Here is a 20,185-nt window from a genome sequence, read left to right on the forward strand (position 1 = left end):
TTGTGGGCGTGATCGTTGCGACTACGTGCCCGGTTTAGGCGCAACGATCGCGCCCACAGCAAGGGCCTGGGTGACGGCGGTGGCCAGGGCCTCGTCCGTCGGGTGCTCGGCGACGGCCAGCACCGTGTGCCCGACGGCTCGTGCCGTGCCAGCCGACGGCTCGCCGATCGCCACCACCCGCTGCGGGCCCAGCTGGGCCGCCACCTGCCGGGCGGCCGAGCCCGAGGCGACCACCACGACGTCGTACCGACGGCGGAGCTCCTCCGGGAGCTCGCGGGCGACCGTCCGGTAGGCCGTCACGACGTCGACCGTCCAGCCCTTGGCCTCGAGCTCTGTGCGCAGCGTGTCGGACGCGAGGTCCCCGAGCGGGAGAAGCACGCGAGGCTCGGTGCCCTGGGCCGCGCGGGGGAAGCCGGCGGCGAGGCCGGCGGCGCTCGCGGTCTCCGGGACGAGGTCCGCGGCGACGTCGTACCGCGCGAGCGCCCGCTGCGTCGCGGGTCCGACGGCGGCCCACCAGGTCGTCCGTCCGACGTCGTGGGGCGGGGTTGCGGAGGGCGAGGCGCTGATCCGGGCGCCGAGCAGGGCGTACACCGCGTTGACGCTCGTGATCACCACCCAGGCGTACGCGCCGTCGGCCAGGCGCGCGCGGGCCGCGTCGAGCTCGGCAGGGTCCTCCACCGGGGCGCGCTCGATCACGGGTGCCGCGACGGGGTCGAGTCCTCGCTCGCGCAGCAGCGCGAGCAGCCCGGAGGCCCGCTCGGGGGCACGCGCGACCAGGACGGCCGGCGGAACGGCCGGACCGTGGAGTCCGGCCGTGGGCGGGACCTGCTCGGTCACGCCTTCTCCGGGACCGTCGCGCTCAGCGGCGCGAGCCGCTCGGCGCCGTCGGCCAGCAGATGCTCGGCGACGGACCTGCCCAGCGCGCGGGCGGCGTCGTCGAGGATCTCGGGCGCGACGTCCGGGGAGAGCGGCGTCTCCCCGGTGCGCGACATCTGCTCCGAGCCGTCCACGGCCGCGACCACGGCCCGCAGCCGGAGCACGGAGCCGGACACTGTGGCGTGCGCCCCGACCGGTGCGGCGCAGCCGGCCTCCAGCCGGGCCAGCACCGAGCGCTCGGCGAGGACGGCGAGGCGGGTCGGGCGGTGGTCGAGCAGGTGGATCGCCTCGGCGAGACTGTGCCCAGAGCCCGCCGAAGGTTCGGAAGCTCCGGGCGCGGCGCCCGTCGAGGGGTCGGGCACGAGGTCGGCCGTGCGGACCTCGACGGCGAGCGCACCCTGGCCGGGCGCGGGCGCCACGACGTCGACGTCGAGCACCTCGCTGATCACCTCGGTGCGGCCGAGCCGGGCCAGGCCGGCGTACGCGAGGACCACGGCGTCGAGGTCGGGGTCGGGGCCGAGCGCGCGGTTGAGGCGCGTGCCGACGTTGCCGCGGATGTCGACGACGTCCAGGTCCGGCCGCGCGGCGCGGATCTGGGCGGCCCGCCGGGGCGACCCGGTGCCCACGCGGCCCTCGTGCGGGAGCGTCGCGAGGGTGAGTCCGTCGCGGGCACACAGGGCGTCGCGCGGGTCCTCGCGCTCGGGCGTCACGAAGGTGAGGCCGGGCGCAGGGGTGGTCGGGAGATCCTTCAGGGAGTGGACGGCGACGTCGCAGCGGCCGTCCAGCAGGGCCTCGCGCAAAGCGGTCACGAAGACGCCGGTACCGCCCAGGCTGGCGAGGCTCCCGGTCTTCACGTCACCCTCGGTCCTGATGTGCACCAGCTCCACCGGCCGGCCGGTCAGCTCCTCCAGGCGCCTGGCCACCAGACCGCTCTGGGTCGTGGCGAGCGCGCTCGCGCGCGTGCCGAGACGGATCGGCGTTACGGGGCCCTGGGCGTTTCCGGGGGTGCTGACGGACAGGGGGGTCGGGGTCACCAACCCAGTCTCCACCCGAACCCCCGCCCGGAGGAAACCCGGCGGCCTATCTCACAGCCTTGCTGGCGCACTGTCAGAACACGCTCCCAGATGCTGGGCGCCGAGAACCCGACGCTGTGCCCGATGAGCTCAATCCTGTTGCGGACGGAGTCGACGTCCTCCTCGCAGATCGAGAACCTGACCGTCGGTGCGGTCCAGCTCGCCCTGGCCGAGCTGGACCAGTCGAACAGTGACAACGCCATGGTGGTGATGGCGAACGTCCGGGCGATGGAGGCGGCACTCGCCCTGGCGGACAAGCTTGACGAGGACGCGATCCTGGCGATGCAGGCCGAGCTTCTCTCGCGCCAGCGAGGCTGGGAGGAGCACGCCGGGAACTACCGCAAGGGTCTGGTCTGAGTCGGCTCGACGAGCGTCTCTCGGCGTGGGGCCCAGCACATCGCGCCACAGGCCGAGCAGGTTCCCGAAGCGATGGCTGACCTGGTTCGGTTCATGCATCGGGACGACCTGCCCGTGCTCGTTCAGGCGGCGGTGGCGCACGCCCAGTTCGAGACCATCCACCCGTTCGGGGACGGGAACGGCCGAACGGGTCGCGCCGTCGTGCACGCGATCCTGAAGGCCAAGGGTGTCGTCACGCACACCACCGCGCCGGTCTCTGCCGGACCGCTCATCCAGACGGAGGAGTATTTCGACGCCCTGGGCGCATTCCCGGGACGGCGATGCGCGACCGATCGTGGAGCGGTTCACGGCTGCCAGCCGGTTCGCGGCGTCATCGGGTTCGGGGCTGGTCGACGACCTCGCGGACCAGGTGGATGCCTCGCGCCAGAGCATGGCAGGCCTCAGGCCTCAGGCTTCAGCGTGGAAGGTTCTCCCTTGCCTGGTCGCGCAGCCGGTCATCAACGCGCGCTTCCTCGCCGACAGTCTCGGTATGAACGACATGACGGCTCAGCGCGCACTGGGTCAGCTCACCGAAGCAGGCGTGCTCGAGGAGCGCACCGGCCTGCGGCGCAACCGCGTATGGCAGCACGCGGGAATCCTGCGGGTGCTGGACACCTATGCGCAGCGGCTCCGGGGCTGACCTCCGGCGACGGATTCAGCTCCGCTCCCCGAGCCGCTCGGCTATGCCCCGCGCGTGCCCGACGATCGCCGCGAGGCCGGTACCCGCGATCCAGCCGCCCGTGACGTCGAGGCCCGGTTCGGCCCGGACGGCGTCCTCGAACTGCTTGATCGCGGCCCGGTAGGCCGGCGTCGGCGGGGGGAGCGAACCGTCCCAGCGCTGGTGCAGGACGTCCCGGACCCGGCCGGTCAGGTCGACGCCGAGCAGCGCCGAGGCGTCACGAGCCGCCTCATCGGCGGTGGGCTCCGGCGTCGGCTCGCCGATGCGGCCGTAGCTGAGCCGCACCACGTGCCATCCCGGCCCGACGGCGTCGCGGACCCGCCGGGCCAGCCAGGGCCACTTCACAGTCGCGTGGGTCAGCGCCTTCGCGCGGACGGCGCCCGGCGTCGTGCCCGGAGCCACGAGCATCCCGGAGCCGCGTGGGGCGGCGTCGAGCTCGGGGGCCTCCAGGAGGAGCGTGACGAGACGGATGTCCGCGCCGCGCTCAGGGGCGGGTGGCAGGGCGATCTCAGCGCCAGCCGCGGGCAAGGGGCCGAACTCGGCGCGGGTCGCGAGCACGAGCCGCGGCGCGCGCAGCACCTGACCGTTCATGATGTGCACCAGCCAGTCGGCGTCGCCTCGTCCGACTGTGTCAGCAGCCGCGGCACCCGTTTCCGCGCCTGCTGCGGCCTCGCGCCGTACCTGCTCGATCGCTCCAGCCCGCTCGACGCCGACGACCCGCGCCCCCAGGCGCACGTCCAGCCGCTCCACCAGGGCGTTCACCAGCGTGTGGATACCGCCGTCGATCCCACGCACGGCCGAGCCCGGGGGAGCCGCCGCCCGCAGCGACGCCACCGCTCGCGAGAGGGACCCGGTCCGCGCGTACGCGTCGAGCAGCCCGGGGGCGACTGCGGCGACGTCGAGCCGGTCGAGCGGCGCCGAGTGCACCCCGGCCGCGACGGGCGTGACGAGCCGGTCCGCCACCCGGGAACCGAGCCGTGACCGCGCGAACGTCCCGAGGTCCGTGGTGTCGACGAACCGGGACGGCAGCACCCGGTCCAGTGACCCCCGCAGCACGCCCGGCCAGCCGATCGCGCGCCGCACGTCGCCGGCCCAGGGCCGCGAGGGGATCCCGAGGACCCCGGCGGCGGGCAGCGGGAACGCCCGCCCGGCCGCGTAACCCCAGGCGGAGAGCCCGGCGGGCGCCTCGATCGTCAGCCCGAGCTTCTCCGCCAGCTCCTCGACGACGCCTCCCCGCACCGCGAACGACTCGGCGCCGAGGTCCAGCGGCACGCCTGGCAGGGACCCGAAGGATCCGCCCCGGATGGGCCCGCCGGCCCGGTGCGCCGCCTCCAGCACGACGACGCGCAGCCCGTGCTCTGCGAGCGCATGAGCGGCGACGAGCCCACCGATCCCGGCCCCGACGACGACGGCGTCGGTCGTCAAGGTCACAACGAGTGCACCAGCTCGACCACGCGGGTCAGCACCGTCGGGTCCGTCTCCGGCGGCACACCGTGACCCAGGTTGACCACGTGCCCGGGCGCCTTGCGGCCGCGGGCGACCACGTCCCGCACGTGCGCCTCCAGCACGTCCCAGGGCGCGGCCAGCAGCGCGGGGTCGATGTTGCCCTGCAGGGGGACGCCGGGCAGCAGGTCGGCGGCCTCGTCGAGCGGCGTCCGGTAGTCGACGCCGACGGCGTGGTCCGTGATCCCCGCGGAGACCAGGACCGACCGCATGGCGGGCAGCAGGTGCCCGGTGCCGGTGCCGAAGTGGATGGCCGGTACGCCGGTGTCCGCCACGTGGGCCAGGGCCCGGGTCGACGACGGCGCGACGCGCGAGGTGTAGTCCGCGAGCGAGAGCGAACCGGCCCAGGAGTCGAAGAGCTGCACGGCGCTCGCCCCCGCCTCGACCTGCGCCCGCAGGAACGTCCCGGTGAGGTCCGCGGTCCACGTCACGAGCGCGTCCCACGTCGCGGGGTCGGCGTGCATCAGCGTGCGCGCGGCCAGGTGGTCGCGCGACGGGCGGCCCTCCACGAGGTACGCGGCGAGCGTGAACGGTGCGCCGCCGAACCCGAGGAGCGGCGTCGGGCCCAGCTCGGCGACGGTCAGGGCGACCGCCTCGCGGATCGGGTCCAGGGCAGCGGGGTCCAGCGTGCGAGACGTGAGCCGGGCGACATCGGCGGCGGTGCGGTACGGCTGGTCCATGACGGGGCCGACCCCCGCCGCGATGTCCACGCCCACGCCGGCGAGCTTGAGCGGCACGACGATGTCGGAGAAGAAGACGGCGGCGTCCACGCCGTGCCGGCGGACCGGCTGCAGCGTGATCTCGGACGCGAGCTCCGGCGTCAGGCAGGCCTCGAGCATGCCGGTGCCCTGGCGCACCTCGCGGTACTCGGGCAGGGAGCGGCCGGCCTGGCGCATGAACCAGACAGGCAAGCGGCCGACCCGTTCACCCCGCAGGGCCTGCACCAGGGGCGCGGCAGAAGTCCGCCCGTCGACGAGCGGGTGGGCGGGGGCGATCGTGGTGGACTTCACGCTTCCCGATTCTGCCCTGCCGCGCCCGGGTGCATAAAGTTGGGGCACTGTGGTTCTCCTCTCCCTCACCGCCAGCCACCGCGAGCTCGACCTCGACGCGCTGGAACGCCTGTCCACGGGTTCGTCGTCAGTGGGTCGCGTCGTCGTGGGTACGTGCGGCCCCGTCGCGGGCGCCGTCGTGATCTCGACGTGCAACCGGTTCGAGCTCTACCTCGACGTGGACGCGCCGCTGAGCGGCGACAGCGTGCGGCATGCGACGCGGCACGTCGCCGAGCTGGTGGCGCACGCCTCGGGCGTGACGGGCGACGTCGCCGCCCGCAGCTTCGCCGTCCGCACCGGGCCGGAGGTCACCGAGCACCTGTTCGCCGTGGCGTCGGGCCTGGACGCGATGGTCGTGGGCGAGCGCGAGATCGCCGGCCAGGTGAAGCGCGCGCTGGCCGAGGCCCGCGAGCAGGAGACCACGTCCAAGACGCTCGAGCTGCTCTTCCAGACGGCGTCGCGCACCTCCAAGCGCGTGGGCACCGACACGGAGCTCGGCGCGGCCGGCCGCTCCGTCGTCGCGCTCGCGCTCGACCTCGCGGAGCGCGAGCTGCCGCCGTGGGACGGCGCCCGCGCCGTCCTCATCGGCACCGGCTCGTACGCCGGCGCGTCCGTCGCGGCCCTGCGGGCGCGCGGCTGCGCCGACATCCGCGTCTACTCGCAGTCCGGCCGCGCCGAGGCGTTCGCCGAGTCGCACGGCGTGCAGCCGGTGGACTCGCTCGTCGAGGCGCTGGCGGACGCCGACCTGGTGGTCAGCTGCAGCGGCGCACGCGGCCGAGCGGCCGCAGCGACCCAGCCCGTCGAGACCGACCTGGACGACGAGCGGCTCGGCGACATGGTGGCCGGGAACTTCGGCGGCCCGACGTCGCTCCCCGGCCTGGTCAGCGAGAACGGTCCCGAGGCGAGCCTGGGCCACGTCCTGGACACCGCCGCGCTGGTCCGGGCGCGTGAGCGCGCCGCCGACAGGGCGGGCGACGAGCCGGAGCCCCGGCCGCTCGTGATCCTCGACCTCGCCCTGCACCGCGACGTCGACCCGCGGGTCGCCGACGTGGAGGGCGTGCTGCTCTTCGACCTCGCCACGCTGAAGGCGCACGCTCCCGCGGTCGCGCACGACGTCGTCGCGCAGGCGCAGGGGATCGTGGACGCCGCCGCGCGGCGCTTCGAGGAGACGCGCCTGGGCCGGGAGGCCGACGCCGCCGTGGTCGCCCTCCTGGACGAGGCGGAGGTCCGGGTCCGGGCGGAGATCGCCGACGCCGTCGCCCGGCTCACCGAGAAGCTGGCGGCACGCGGGGAACCTGCCCCGGGCGAGTCCGACGTCGACGCCATCGCCCATGACGTGCGCAGGCGCGTGCACGCCGAGTTGCACGACAAGATCGTCGCCGTGCGGGCCAGGGCCACCGCGAAGGCGCGTGCCGCGGAGACCGCGCTGGTCCAGGGCGCCGAGGCCCTGACCCTGGAAGCGTCCGCCCAGCGAGACGCCGACCCCACCGCCCGCCGATAAGATTTCGGGCGGGAACTGGCGGAACAAGCCGGACGGACCGGTTTCTAGGGTCCAATTCGGCCATCGTTACACAATCGTAACGAGGGTGATTTTATTCACCCGGGGGTGAAGGCCTAAGTTCGGTGGCTCAAGGACCGAACGCGCATATGCGCAACGAGATGCTGGAGCAACTCTTGAAGCACGCAGCACCCAAGAAGAAGACCGCATCGGCGGGCGCGCGGACCATCGCGACCGTCGCCATCGCAACCGCGGCCACGAGCATGGCCGCACCGGCCATGGCCGCCGAGGCCTCGCCGCTGGACTCCCTTGGTGACCTCGGCACCACTGCCGAAGGTCTCAAGTCGGGCCTCCCCGCCCTCTCGTCGACCTCCATCGACCTCAGCGAGCTCACCGACGCCACCCCCGCGGTCGACGCGGTGACCAAGCAGCTCCCCGCCTCCATCGAGCCCACCACGGCTCTCGCGCCGAACTACAAGCCGGCGCAGTTCGTCTCCGGTGCCGTCCAGGGCGTCGCGCCCCAGGTCGTCTCCGGCGTCGTGGGTGGCGTGGCCAACGGTTCCGCCGTTGCCGGCGTGACCGGTACCGCCCACTCGGCGCTGAACAACGTGCTCGGCGGCAACGTCGTGGGCACCGTGAGCGGTGTTGCCGGAAGCGCCGTGGGTACCGCCACCGGTGCTGCCGGTAGCGCGCTCGGCGCCGCCACCGGCGTCGTCGGTGGCGTGGCCAACGGTTCCGTCGTCTCCGGCGTGACCGACACCGCCCAGTCGGCGCTCGCGAACGTGCTCGGCGGCGGCGTAGTCGACACCGCGACCGGTGCCGTGGGCACCGCGACCGGCGTTGCCGGTGGCGTCGTGGGCACGGCGACCGGCGTTGCCGGTGGCGTCGTGGGCACCGCGACCGGCGTTGCCGGCGGTGCCGTGGGCACCGCTACCGGCCTGGTCGGCGGCGTGACCTCCGGTGACGTCGTGGCAGGTGCCACCGACGCCGCGACCGGCGCGGTCGAGGGCGTGCCCACCACCGTTGCCGACGTGATCCGCAACGTGCCGAACGTTCTGGGCGGCGTGACGGGGCCGGTCGCAGGCCTCGCGGCCAACCTGCCGGGCGCGCTCGGTGGGGTGTTCGGCGTCGTTAACGGCGTCGTGTCGAACGTTCCCGGTGTGGTCGCCGGTGTTCCGGGCGTTGTGGCCAACGTCACGACCCCGGCCGCCGGCGCGGTCGAGACCGTCGTGGGTGACGTCGCCGTGGACGGCGTCGTCAAGCCGGTCGCCAACGACATCGTCCCGGGTGCGGTGGGCTCCGTGCAGGACAACGTCGTTCCGGGCGTGACCTCCACCGTGGGCAACGTGACGGGCTCCGTCGTGCCGGGTGCCGTGGGCACCGTGACCGGTGACGTGGTTCCGAGCGTTGTGAACGGTGTGGCCAAGCCCGTCGTCGGGGACGTCGTCCTCGACGGTGTCGTCGGTGGCGTCGTCAAGGACGGCGTGGTCGACAACGTGGTGAAGCCGGTCGTCAAGGACACCGTCGTGGACAGCGTCGCGAAGCCGCTGGTCGAGGACGTCGTCGTCGAGGGCGTTGCCAAGCCCGTCGTGAAGGACGTCGTCGTGGACGGCGTTGCCAAGCCCGTCGTGGACACCGTGGGCAACACCGTCAAGGGTGTCGCCGGCGGCGCCGTGACGGACACCGTCAGTGGCGTCACGGGCACCGTGGACGGCCTGACCGGCGGTGCCGTGAGCGGCGTCACCGGTGGGCTTCTCGGCGGCCTTTCCTGATCCGAAACCCGAGAGGACCCCAGCCTCTTCGGTCTTGACGTAGCAGGGTGGAGTGCCATTGGCACTCCACCCTGTTTACGTTTTCCTGCGTTTTGTCAAGGTTCCATTGATCGGGCTGTTGTTATCAGATCGTTACCATCGAATCGGGTTTTTCCGATCTACACCTTTTTCCATCTATTCCCGATCCGGTAACGTCGTCGCGTCCCCGGGTTCCGGGCCGTTGTAGCCGACCAGCTGGAGCAGCTCTCATGAAGCACGCCGCCATCAAGCCTTCGTCCGCCGCCAGGTCCACGGCCACCCGTGTCGTGGCGACGATCGCTCTCGCCACCGCTGCGACGGCCGTCGCCAGCCCGGCGATGGCATACGAGGGTGGTGGGCACGGCGGGCACGACGGCTACGACGGGCACTCGGCCGGCTACGACGGGCACTCGGCCGGCTACGACGGGTACGGCCGCGGGCACGACGGCGGTCAGCACGGAGGTCAGGGCGGTTACGGCGGCGGGCACCGGGGCTACGAGGCCCCGCGCTCGTACGAGCCGGCCGCCTATACCGAGCCGGACTATGACATGCCGCAGTACGGGTCCCAGCAGGGTGACTGCGACCGCGGCGAGACCCAGGCCCAGACGCAGGCGCACGGCGGCGGCTGGGACGACGAGGACCGCGAGAAGGTGCGCGAGGCCGTCCGGGAGTACCTGGAAGAGGCCGACGCCCCCGCTGCGCCCGCTCCCCAGCCGAAGGTCGAGCCCGTCAAGACCGTCACGGAGCCGGTCGCAGCCCCCGAGCCGGAGCCGAAGACCGAGCCCGTGGCGGCGGAAGCGCCCGCACCCGTGGAGAAGGCGGAGCCCGTCGTGGCGTCGGAGCCGGTGGCCGTCCAGGCGCCCGGCCAGCAGTGGAAGGGCAGCCCGACGCCGGCCGACACCGACGGGGCGGAGCTCACCTCCTACGTGCCGGGTGCCAGCGCCGAGGCCATCGAGCAGGAGGCCACCGCGCTCACCGAGGCCACCCTCGACGCCCCGGTCCGGCTCGCCACGACCGGCGCCGAGGCGGCGGCCCTCACGGCGGCCGCAGGCGCGCTGGTGATCGGTGGTGCCGGCTCGCTCCTGCTAGCCCGCCGCAGCCGCGTCCGCGCCTGACCCATCCAGTTCTCGTCCCGCCGAGGTAGAACCCTGGCGAGGTAGAACCGTGGCGAGGTAGAACCTCAGCGAGGGCTGAGGTTCTACCTCGCCACAGTTCTACCTCGCCACGGTTCTACCTCGGCGTGGTGGTTGGGGGTGCCAGGCTGGGAGGTCCTGGGCCCAGGGGCGGGCCGGGTTCGGGTAGTCGTCGTACTCCGGGAGCGCCGGCCGGGCCGTCGTGACCCTCCCGTGCGTCACGGTCTCGTGGGCCGATGGTGCCGCCGCGGGCGGGCGCAGCGGGTCGCGGCCCGGGAGGTCCAGCAGCCAGGTCGCCGTCCGTGCGAGCGAGACCGACACGTCGCGCCCGCGCCCGTCACCGCGGAGCCGGAGGGCGTCGACGATCCCCGCCGCGAGCAAGTACCCCGACGCGTGATCCAGGGCCTGGGCGGGCAGCGCCCCAGGTGTCCCGTCCCGGCCCTCCAGCAGGGCTATGCCGCTCGCGGCCTGCACTATCGAGTCGAACCCCCGCCGTCCGGCCCACGGGCCCGTCTCGCCCCATGCGGAGACCCGCCCGGTCACGACGCCGGACGGCGGCCGGAGCCCGAGCGACTCGATCGCGCCGGGCCGGTAGCCCGTGACGAGCACGTCCGCGGTGTCCAGCAGGTCCTGGGCCGTGCGGAGTCCGGACGCGTCCCTGAGGTCCAGGACGGCGCTGCGCTTGCCCTGCCCTGTGTCCAGGTGCTGCCACTCGATCTCGGCGGGGTCCGGCGGGTCCACCCGCAGCACGTCCGCACCGAGGAGCGCGAGGGTACGCGTGGCGACGGGGCCCGCGATGACCCGGGTCAGGTCCAGCACCCGGACGCCGGCCAGCGGCGCGCCGTCCGGCGACCGTCCTACGCGCGGCCCGGAGCCCGTCGCCTGGCGGCGCTCCGATCCCATCGAAGGGCCTCCCCGGGACGGTCCACCGTCGCTGGAACCGGTCCGCGCCCGCGTCCGCACCAGCGGGCCCGACGCCGCAGCTTGCCCGGGCCCGGACGCCCGCCACTCCCGCTCGGTGCGGACCCGGGCCACGATCGCGCCGACAGCGGCCGCGCGGTCCTCGAGCTCCTGCGCGGGAAGCTCGGCGAGGCGGCTGGCGAAGGCGGTTCGGTCGACGTCGTCGGGCAGGCCGACGAGCGCCGTCAGGCGGGTCCTGTGGTGCGGGTAGTTCGCATGGGTGCGGACCCAGCCGTCGGCCGCGGGGAAGAATCCGGAGAGCGCGGCGAAGCCCTCGACGGGCCGTCCGTCGAGCGCGAGGACCCGGTCGGACGCGAAGGCGGTGGCGACCCGTGCCGGGTCCGGCGGGGCGGGGTCGGCCGCCCCGGTCCGGCCGACGGCGCGCGCTGTGGCGCGCTGGACCGCCCGGACCGCGTCGAGTGCCAGGTCGACCACGGGTAGGTGTGCGGCGAGCCAGGGTTCCACTGTTCCATGATCGCCCGCCCACCCTCCAGATCAGCCCGCACATCTCGCCGCCGAGCTGCCGACACGCTGCTCCGAAACATCACCGGCCGGACAGATCTGTGCCGATGCTCGCGGATACACTCGCCGCATGGCCAAGAACCCCTCCTCCGACTTCGTGCTCCGCCCCTTCGAAGGTCTCCCCGGGGAGACCGACTGGGTGGCGATGCGCGAGATCGTCCCGTCAGCGACCGCGACGGCCCGCACCACCGCCGAGTACGGCTCCCGCGACGTCACCGTCGTGACGCTCTTGCCGGGCGCCTGGACGGCTCTGCACCGCGCTGACGGCACGGTCCTGCTCGCCGTGCAGGGCATCGCCGGGTCGGGGGACGTGAGCCGCGACCTCGCCGCCGCGCTGCTGGAGGCGCTGGAGGTCGAGCCGGGTACTGCCGTCGAGCCGGGCGAGCTGCCGGGTGAGGGCCCGCGCCTGCAGGACGTGCTCGACCTGAGCGTCCCGTTCGAGGTCACCGTGCACGAGAGCTTCGACTACTGGCTCGACCCGAGCGCCGAGGTCACGCCGGAGCTCAAGCAGAACCTGGAGGACGCCGCCGACGGCACGATCCCCACGGTGAAGGTGACCTCCGTCGAGTCGGCGTACTGGTGCAGCATGACCCGCGAGTTCCTCCGCTGGGCGCGTCCCGAGCCGGAGGACGACCTGATCGACGCACTCTCTCGTCTGCACGCAAAGCGCGAGTCAGGGCTAGCGGGTGGGAAGTTCGTGGGAGCGTTTCGTGCGTCAGGGCTGGTCGTCCCCGTCTGGGAGCTGCCGAAGGGCACCGAGGCGGCCGATCTCGAGGGTCCCGCGACCGAGCTCGGCGACAAGCTCGCGAAAGCACTTTCCATCAACGAGCCGCTTGATGCGAACGAGCGACGCGCAAGAGCAGGTATCGTCTCCCGGCAGGTCACCCTGCGTTAGTCCGGAGAACCCCGGCCGGGCTGTGCGAGCGGCCCGGAACGCGCCGGCAGTCACCGCGGATCGCCACGAGCGACCCAGGTTTCGGCAACTAGCGGACCAAGGGAGTAGGATTCCAGGGGTAAACCTTTGCACTCACCAAGCAAAGGACTATCCGGTCACCCACCAAGGCAAATCGACGCTTCAGGCAGGACAGGTGTGAACGCTCTCCCGGTCGCGAAGACCACGCGTCCCGGCAATGCTCAGGCAGGCAAGAACGTCCAGCGAGTGGCGGCTGTCATCCCCGCCAAGGACGAGGCCGAACGCATTGCCGCTACCGTGCGCTCCGCGCGCGCCATCCCACACGTCGACCTCGTACTCGTGGTCGACGACGGTTCCGAGGACGACACGCAGCACGTCGCGCGTGCCGCCGGAGCCGTCGTCGTGCGCCACTCGCACAATCGCGGCAAGGCCGCCGCGATGGAGACGGGTGCGGCAGTCGTGGCGATGCGCGACGCGGACGGACGTCCCCCGCGCCTGCTCATGTTCATCGACGGCGACCTCGGCGACACCGCCGTCAACACCGCACCTCTCGTGCGCCCCGTCCGCGAGGGCGTGGCCGACCTCGCGATCGCCCTGCTGCCCAAGCAGGCCGGTGCGGGCGGTCGCGGCATCGTCGTCGGCGCGGCACGCCGGGCGATCGAGGCGATGACCGGCTGGAGCCCGTCGCAGCCGCTGTCCGGCATGCGCTGCCTCACCCGCGAGGCGTTCGAGGCGGCCACGCCGCTCGCCCGCGGCTGGGGTGTCGAGACCGGCATGACCATCGACCTGCTGCGCAAGGGGTACGTCGCCGTCGAGGTGCCCTGTGACCTCAAGCACCGTGCCTCCGCGAACGACCTCAAGGGGCAGATCCACCGTGCTGCCCAGTACCGCGACGTCCTGCTGGCCGTGAACGCGCGCAAGATGCGCGGCGCGGTGGACGCGGTGCGGCACGCGGGCTCGAACGTCCGTAGCTGATGGACTGGTGCCGTCCCGCCCGCGACGTACTCTGACGCCATGGGGTGGCAGGTCTGGCTCGGGATTGCCGCGATCGTCGTCGCGCTGCTGGCGCTCGCCGTCGCCATCGGTGCCTGGACGCGCCAGGCGCGGATGCGGCGCCGCGACCTCCGTCGCGCGACGCCGCAGAGCGTGGAGGCGTTGCCCCAGCTCGCGGTGATCGTGAACCCGTCGAAGCAGGGCGCAGGCGGCCTGCTGGTCCAGGTGCGCGCGTACTGCAGCGCACACGGCCTCGCGGAGCCCCTCTGGTACGAGACCACCGTCGACGACCCGGGCAAAGGCCCGGCACGGCAGGCCCTGGACGACGGGGCGGACGTCGTGATCGCCGCGGGCGGCGACGGGACGGTGCGGGCCGTCGCCGAGACCATGGTCGAGGCGGACAAGCCGATGGGCGTGCTGCCGGTCGGCACCGGCAACCTCCTGGCGCGGAACCTCGAGCTGCCGCTGACCGGTGTGGACGATGCCCTCGACGTCATCCTGCACGGCCGCACGCGCGCCATCGACGTCGGCTGGCTGCGGGTGACCGAGTTCGCGGAGACGCCCCGCAACGGCGACCACCCCAACCAGCCCGACCACGAGCCCGACACCGAGCGCCGGCACATCTTCCTCGTCCTCGCCGGTCTGGGCTTCGACGCGGCGATGGTCGCCACCGCGGACTCCGGCCTGAAGAAGCGCGTGGGCTGGGTCGCCTACTTCGTGGCGGGGCTCTCGCACATGCAGGCCAGGCGCATGCGCGCCACCCTGCAGCTCGACGACAGTCCGGCCGTGGAGGCCCGCGCCCGGTCGATCATGGTCGGCAACTGCGGCATGCTCCCGGGCGGCGTCACCCTGCTGCCCGACGCCGTGCTCGACGACGGCGTGCTCGACGTGGCCGCCGTCGACGTCCGCGGCGGGGTGTTCGGCTGGGCCCAGCTGACGCTGGAGATCGCCATGCAGGGTGTGGGCGTGCGCAACGACCTGCCGGAGAAGCTGGGGCGCATCGACCACACCAAGGCTCGCCGCGCGCGCATCCGGGTGCCGGCCGGCGAGGAGGCCCAGGTGGACGGCGACCCGCTCGGGCGGGCCGTGGAGATCGACGTGCACGTGCAGGCGGGCGCGTTGCTCGTCCGCGCGCCGTGACTGCCCGGGTCATCTCTTACCCTGGGCGGGTGAATCCCCGTTCCACGCGAGCTCTGACCCTGCCCGCTGTCCTGGTCATGCTCGTGGCGTCACTGCTGGGCCTGATCGGCCCGACGGCGTGGGCGGCACCGGATCCCGAGCCCGCCCAGGGGACCGTGTCGGCCCCGGTCGCGGAGCCTGCAGCTCCCGTCGTGGTGGTCGGCGTCGCCGGCCTGCGCTGGACCGATGTGTCGCGCAGCACCACACCGAACCTGTGGCACATGATCGGCGGCGGCTCGGTCGCCTCCATCAACGTCCGCACCGCGGCGCCCGCGACCTGCCCGCTCGACGCGTGGCTCACCCTCTCCGCGGGCAGCCGGACGGTCTCGGCGGGCAGCGCGGAGCGCGCGCAGGCTCCCGACCCCGAGCGCGCTGACGACTCGCCCGAGGCGCGCGGAGCGACGTCGTGCACCCCGGTGCCCGGGGCGCTCGGTGCGGGCGGTCCTCAGCCTGCGGGCGCGACGGTGGACGGCTGGGCCGGCCTCCCGGAGCGGGAGGACGACGAGGAGGAGACCGCAGACGCCGCCGCGACGCCGGCCCCCGGGCTCCTCGGCGAGATGCTGGACGAGGCGGGCACCTGCTCGACGGCGGTCGGGCCGGGTGCCGCCGTCATGCTCGCGCGTGAGGACGGGACGGTCGACCGGTACGTCCCGTCGCTGGACGCGCTGATCGCGGACGGCGCCGCGGCCCCGGGGGGCGCCACCGACCCGCCGGGCGCCGGCTCGCCCGACGCGAGCTGGGGCGACGTCCTCACCGAGTGCCCGGTGACCGTCGTCGACGCCGGGAGCCTGCCCGAGGGGCCGGAGCGGGCGGAGGCGCTCGACACGCTGGACGACACCCTGAGCACCCTGCGGACCGGCCTGCCGTCCGGCACTCGCGTGCTGGTGGCCGGCATCGCCGACACCCCGCTGACGCAGCAGGGGCTGCAGGTCGTCGTCGACTGGGTGGTGGACGTCCCGCGGGTGCGCTGGCTGACGTCGGAGGCCTCGCGCAGCACCGGGTTCGTGCAGCTCACCGACCTGACGGCGACCGCGGCGGAGGCCGGGGGCGCGATCCCCGACCCGGAGGCGGAGGAGCCGGAGTCCGGCCCGGCCCTCGAGGAGCCGGCGATCGACGGCATGCCGATCGAGGTGGGCGAGCCGCGTCGGACGACCGTCGCGCGCACCGTCGAGAACCGGCAGTACATCAACGTGCTGTCCGACACGATCCCCGCGCAGGTGCCCGCGTTCGCGGGCGCGATAGTCCTGTTCCTGCTGATCGCGGTCCTCGTGCTGGTGCTGCCGCGCCGCACCGGGCAGCCGCGCCGGGAGCCGGGGCCCTACCGGCAGCGGCTCGCGCTGGGCGCGGCGCTGCTCGCCGTCTCGGCCCCAGCGGCGGCGAGCCTGGCGACACTGACCCGCTGGTGGGTGTGGCCGGCGCCGGAGTTCGGCCTGGCCCTGTCGCTCACCGCGGCGACGGTCCTCGTCGCGCTCACGGTGCGCGCGCTGTCGCGCCTGCTCTCCCCGGCCCCGTGGCGCAACGCCGTCGCCGCGGCGGGCGTGACCTGGCTGGTGTTCACTGTCGACGGGCTGACCGGCTTCACCCTGCTGCAGGGCTCGCTGCTCGGCCCTTCGCTCGCCACCGCGGACCGGTTCTACGGGTTCTCCGACGTGGCCTTCGTGCTCTACGCCGTCGCCGGGCTGGTGCTCGCGGGAGGGCTCGCGGCCTACCTGGCCCGCCGGCGCACGTCCACCAGCGCCGGCGCCGTGCTGGGCGACACCGCCGCCCGGTCCGACGGCGGACGGCCGTCCCGGCCGGTCTGGCGGGCCGCGGCCGCGGTCGCCGTCGTCGCGCTCGTGACCGTCGGCGTGGACGCGGCGCCGTTCCTCGGGGACCGGCTCCGCGGGCTCGCCCTGTTCGTGCCGTTCGCGCTGGTCGCCCTGCTCGCGGCACGCCCCGACGTGGTGACCCGGTTCCTCGGCGCCCGCGGCTGGCTCCCGTCGGGCAGGCCCACCGAGCCGGTGCGCCGCGTGCCGTCCGCCGTGCTCGGCCTGTCCGGCGCGCTGCTCCTCAGCCTGCTGTTCGCGGCGGCCGTGCTCCCGGTGCCCGGCGCCGACGCGGCGGGCGAGGAGTCCGGCTCGCTGAGCACCGCCTCGCCGGTGGTGCCGCCGGGCGGCAGCATCGTCGTGATCGGCACGCAGGGACTGCGCTGGACCGACGTCCAGCCGTCCCTGGACACCGGCCAGGCGCCCGCGCCGACCCTGTACGGCCTGCTGACCGACGGCGCCGACGCCGCGGGCCTCACCCTGCCGAACGGGCGCGCGGCGCGCTGCCCGGACAGCGGCTGGCTGAGTCTCTCGGCGGGCCGGCTGGCCGAGGTGGCCGACGAGCGGGACGCGGACCGGCACTGGATCTGCGACGACATCACCGTGACGCCGGCGCGCGGGGACAGCCCCGCCGTCGTCGACCAGTGGGACCATTTCCTGGAGCTGCAGCACGGGTCCGGCTACGCCGCCCACCCGGGCACGCTCGGCGAGGCCCTCGCCGGCGAGTGCGCGACGGCGGTCGGCCCGGGCGCCGCGGTGGCGCTCGCCGGTCGGGACGGCAGCGTCGGGCGGTACTTCGACTTCGACACGGCCGTGTCCGAGGGGTCGGGCGCGTGGGATTGCCCGGTCACCTTCGTGGACGCCGGCTCAGCGCTGCTGGACGTCGCGGAGCGCGCCGACCTGGAGGAGCAGCCGGACGGCCGGGACCGCGTCGAGGAGCTGCGCGCCGACCTCGTCTCCGACGTCGACCTTGCCGTGTGGCGCATCCTGGACGCCGCCCCCGCGGACGCGACGGTCCTCGTGATCGACGTCGCGACGGTGCCGGAGCACGCGCTCGAGCTGGGGCTCGCCATGATGCGCCCGTCCGCGGCGAACGAGGGCCTGCCGCGCTACCTGGCCAGCACCGCGACCCGTACGGAGGGCGTGGCGCGCCTGATGGACGTCCCGGCGGCGGTGCTCGACGCCGTCGACGTGGACCGACCCGCCGACGTCGACCCGACGCCGCTGCTGCGGGCCGGCGAGCGTCCCGCCTCGGCGTGGCTCACCGCCGACGAGCTCGCCGACATGACCGCTCGGGACCACGTGCGCCGCGACGCGTACATCTGGCTCGTGGACGTGCCGTTCTGGCTGGGCCTCGCCCTGGCGGCGGTGTGCTGGTGGGTGCCGCGCCGGCGCCGCGCGCGCGGGCTGGGCGCGGTGCCGCCCGGGTGGCACCGCGCGGCCGAGGTCGGCGCCACGGCGCTGACCGCGCTCCCGGCCGGTGGCTTCCTCGTCTCCCTGACCGGCTGGTGGCGGTTCGACCTGCCCGGGCTGGCGATCGTGGGCGCTACCGCGCTCGTGACGGCGGCAGTGACCGGGCTGAGCCTGCTCGCCCCCCGCAGACCCCTCTGGGCGGCCCCCGCCGCGGTCGCGGGCATCACCTTCGTGGCGCTCACCGTGGACGCGCTGTTCGGCACGCCGCTGAACCGAGCGGCGCCCCTGGGCTCCGCGCCCACGTTCGGCGCGCGCTTCTACGGCTTCGGCAACCCCACTTTCTCGGTGTACGCGGTGGCCGCGATAGTGCTCGCCGCCGCGCTGGCGCAGCTCCTGGTGACCCGCGGCAGACGCGTCCTGGCGACGCTCGCCGTGTCCGTCGTGGGCTTGATCGCGATGGCGGTCGACGTCTGGCCCACCCTCGGGGCCGACCTGGGTGGCGGGCTGGTGCTCGTCCCGGCGTTCGTGGTGGTCGCGACCGCTGCGTCCGGCCTACGGCTCACGCTCTGGCGGTTCGTCTGGGTGGGGGCCGCGGGTGTCGGCGTCGTGGCCCTCGTGGGGGTCCTGGACTGGCTACGGCCCCCGGACTCGCGCTCCCATCTCGGTCGGTTCGTGGGCCAGGTGATCGACGGCGAGGCGGTGTCCACGGTGCTGCGCAAGGCCCTGTACGCGCTGAACTCGATCACCGGCGGTCCGGCGGTCTGGGCCACGGTGCTCGTGCTCGTGGTGGTCGGGCTGGCGCTCTTCGGCCCCGCGGCCTGGCGGGAGCGGCTCAGCCCTGCCTGGTTCGGGCGCGCGCAGGAGCGCTGGGAGTTCCTCCGGCCCGCGCTCGTGGCGATGTGGGTAATGGCAGTGCTGGGCTCCCTGGTCAACGACTTCGGCCTCCGGATCGCGGTGATCGCGCTCATCCCGGCCGTGCCGCTCCTCACGATGGTCGCGCTGCGCACGAAATCGGCGGGACAGCCCCGATAGGCTCAGTCCCGTGATCGATCTCCGACTTCTGCGCGACAACCCAGACGTCGTCCGCGCGAGCCAGGTGGCCCGCGGCGACGACCCCGACCTCGTGGACGCGGCGCTCGACGCCGACGCGCGCCGGCGCTCCTCCCTCGCGGAGTTCGAGAACCTGCGCGCCGAGCAGAAGTCTCTGGGCAAGAAGGTCGCCCAGGCCCAGGGCGACGAGAAGCAGGCCCTGCTGGCGCACACCAAGCAGCTCGCCCAGGACGTCAAGAGCCACCAGGCAGCGGCGTCGGACGCCGAGCAGGAGCTCGACCGGGTGCTGTACTCGATCGCCAACGTGATCGAGGGCGCGCCCGCGGGCGGCGAGGACGACTTCATCGAGCTCAAGCAGGTGGGTGAGCGCCGCGACTTCGCGGCCGAGGGCTTCGAGCCGAAGGACCACCTGGAGCTCGGCGAGGGCCTGCGCGCCATCGACACCAAGCGCGGCGCCAAGGTCTCCGGGGCGCGGTTCTACTTCCTCACCGGCGTCGGCGCGCGGCTGGAGCTGGCACTGCTGAACATGGCGATGGACCAGGCAGTGCAGGAGGGCTTCACGCCCATGATCACGCCGACCCTCGTCAAGCCCGAGACCATGCGGGGCACGGGCTTCCTCGGCGCGCACGCCGACGAGGTCTACCGCCTCGAGAAGGACGACCTGTACTTGGTCGGCACCTCCGAGGTGGCGCTCGCCGGCTACCACAGCGACGAGATCCTCGACCTGTCGGACGGGCCGCTGCGGTACGCAGGATGGAGCGCCTGCTACCGCCGCGAGGCCGGCTCGGCGGGCCGCGACACGCGCGGGATCATTCGCGTGCACCAGTTCCACAAGGTCGAGATGTTCAGCTACTGCGCCCCCGAGGACGCCGAGGCCGAGCACCAGCGCCTGCTGGGCTGGGAAGAGGCCATGATGGCCAAGGTCGAGCTGCCCTACCGGGTCATCGACACGGCGGCCGGCGACCTCGGCTCGTCGGCGGCCCGCAAGTTCGACTGCGAGGCGTGGCTGCCCACCCAGGAGCGCTGGCTGGAGCTCACCTCGACGTCGAACTGCACCACGTTCCAGGCCCGCCGCCTGGGCGTCCGTGAGCGCACCGAGGACGGCTCCACCCGGAACATCGCCACGCTGAACGGCACGCTCGGCACCACACGCTGGATCGTCGCCCTCCTGGAGAACCACCAGCAGGCGGACGGCTCGGTCTACGTGCCGGAGGGCCTGCGCCCGTATCTGGGCGGCCAGGAGCTCCTGGAACCCACCAAGTAACCGCCCTGTCCGTGCACTAACCACCTTGGTGGTGGGCGGGATCGTTGCGCCTAAAACGGGCGCGTAGCCGCAACGATCCCGCCCACAAC

At 73.9% G+C, this 20,185-nt stretch carries 15 protein-coding genes and 1 pseudogene; 11 read left to right on the forward strand and 5 right to left on the reverse strand.

All coding sequences use genetic code 11. The features are described 5' to 3' along the window. Positions 1-21: 21 nt before the first annotated feature. Together EW117_RS00465 and hemC are read right to left on the reverse strand one after the other, a co-directional pair. Positions 22-837 carry a uroporphyrinogen-III synthase gene (locus EW117_RS00465; protein ID WP_129782758.1) on the reverse strand — a complete coding sequence of 272 codons (816 nt, stop codon included), beginning with the start codon at positions 835-837 and terminating at the stop codon, positions 22-24. Beyond that, a complete protein-coding gene (hemC, locus tag EW117_RS00470) occupies positions 834-1,910 on the reverse strand; it encodes a hydroxymethylbilane synthase (protein WP_129782759.1) in 1,077 nt (358 codons plus the stop codon). Before hemC ends, EW117_RS00465 begins: the two co-directional genes overlap by 4 nt. Positions 1,911-2,033: 123 nt before the next feature. Between hemC and EW117_RS29920 the strand changes: the two genes are divergently transcribed. From EW117_RS29920 to EW117_RS29930, 3 genes and pseudogenes are all read left to right on the forward strand, one after another. Next, a complete protein-coding gene (locus EW117_RS29920; protein ID WP_242503991.1) occupies positions 2,034-2,306 on the forward strand; it encodes a Fic/DOC family N-terminal domain-containing protein in 273 nt (90 codons plus the stop codon). 72 nt (positions 2,307-2,378) lie between these two features. Further along, a pseudogene (locus EW117_RS29925) lies at positions 2,379-2,462 on the forward strand (hypothetical protein); the annotation flags it as partial. Positions 2,463-2,640: 178 nt separating this feature from the next. Next, on the forward strand, positions 2,641-2,985 hold the full coding sequence (locus tag EW117_RS29930; protein ID WP_242504028.1) for a hypothetical protein: 345 nt from the start codon (positions 2,641-2,643) through the stop codon (positions 2,983-2,985). Between the two features lie 15 nt (positions 2,986-3,000). Here the strand turns inward: EW117_RS29930 and EW117_RS00480 are convergent, their stop codons facing one another. Next, positions 3,001-4,455: a protoporphyrinogen/coproporphyrinogen oxidase gene (locus tag EW117_RS00480; RefSeq protein WP_129782760.1), complete on the reverse strand. Its 1,455-nt coding sequence runs from the start codon at positions 4,453-4,455 to the stop codon at positions 3,001-3,003. Next, positions 4,452-5,537 (reverse strand): uroporphyrinogen decarboxylase, encoded by a 1,086-nt coding sequence (hemE, locus tag EW117_RS00485; protein ID WP_165362399.1) that lies wholly within the window; start codon positions 5,535-5,537, stop codon positions 4,452-4,454. The genes EW117_RS00480 and hemE overlap by 4 nt, the downstream gene beginning before the upstream one ends. Before the next feature lie 49 nt (positions 5,538-5,586). Between hemE and EW117_RS00490 the strand changes: the two genes are divergently transcribed. The 3 genes from EW117_RS00490 to EW117_RS00500 all read left to right on the forward strand — a co-directional run bounded on the left by EW117_RS00490 (position 5,587) and on the right by EW117_RS00500 (position 9,979). Beyond that, positions 5,587-7,077 (forward strand): glutamyl-tRNA reductase, encoded by a 1,491-nt coding sequence (locus tag EW117_RS00490; protein WP_129782761.1) that lies wholly within the window; start codon positions 5,587-5,589, stop codon positions 7,075-7,077. Positions 7,078-7,250: 173 nt separating this feature from the next. Further along, on the forward strand, positions 7,251-8,846 hold the full coding sequence (locus EW117_RS00495; protein ID WP_129782762.1) for a hypothetical protein: 1,596 nt from the start codon (positions 7,251-7,253) through the stop codon (positions 8,844-8,846). A gap of 248 nt (positions 8,847-9,094) precedes the next feature. Beyond that, on the forward strand, positions 9,095-9,979 hold the full coding sequence (locus tag EW117_RS00500; RefSeq protein WP_129782763.1) for a hypothetical protein: 885 nt from the start codon (positions 9,095-9,097) through the stop codon (positions 9,977-9,979). Positions 9,980-10,078: 99 nt separating this feature from the next. On the opposite strand, the gene EW117_RS00505 is transcribed toward EW117_RS00500, so the two are convergent. Continuing rightward, positions 10,079-11,422: a CoA transferase gene (locus EW117_RS00505; protein WP_129782764.1), complete on the reverse strand. Its 1,344-nt coding sequence runs from the start codon at positions 11,420-11,422 to the stop codon at positions 10,079-10,081. A 127-nt stretch (positions 11,423-11,549) separates the two neighbouring features. Here EW117_RS00505 and EW117_RS00510 point away from each other — a divergent pair, with 127 nt between their 5' ends. The 5 genes from EW117_RS00510 to serS all read left to right on the forward strand — a co-directional run bounded on the left by EW117_RS00510 (position 11,550) and on the right by serS (position 20,096). After that, on the forward strand, positions 11,550-12,374 hold the full coding sequence (locus tag EW117_RS00510) for a DUF5926 family protein (protein WP_129782765.1): 825 nt from the start codon (positions 11,550-11,552) through the stop codon (positions 12,372-12,374). Between the two features lie 195 nt (positions 12,375-12,569). Next, the gene (locus tag EW117_RS00515) at positions 12,570-13,367 is read left to right on the forward strand and encodes a glycosyltransferase family 2 protein (RefSeq protein ID WP_422889928.1); all 798 of its coding nucleotides are present in this window, start codon (positions 12,570-12,572) and stop codon (positions 13,365-13,367) included. Between the two features lie 39 nt (positions 13,368-13,406). Beyond that, entirely contained in the window at positions 13,407-14,525 is a 1,119-nt protein-coding gene (locus EW117_RS00520; RefSeq protein WP_129782766.1) for a diacylglycerol/lipid kinase family protein, read from the forward strand. Positions 14,526-14,554: 29 nt separating this feature from the next. Further along, positions 14,555-18,814 carry a hypothetical protein gene (locus EW117_RS00530; RefSeq protein WP_165362400.1) on the forward strand — a complete coding sequence of 1,420 codons (4,260 nt, stop codon included), beginning with the start codon at positions 14,555-14,557 and terminating at the stop codon, positions 18,812-18,814. Positions 18,815-18,824: 10 nt separating this feature from the next. Next, positions 18,825-20,096 carry a serine--tRNA ligase gene (gene serS / locus EW117_RS00535; protein WP_129782769.1) on the forward strand — a complete coding sequence of 424 codons (1,272 nt, stop codon included), beginning with the start codon at positions 18,825-18,827 and terminating at the stop codon, positions 20,094-20,096. The last annotated feature ends 89 nt before the right edge of the window (positions 20,097-20,185 follow it).

Origin of the sequence: Promicromonospora panici (assembly GCF_900608595.1) — a bacterium.
Classification (GTDB): Bacteria; Actinomycetota; Actinomycetes; order Actinomycetales; family Cellulomonadaceae; genus Promicromonospora; species Promicromonospora panici.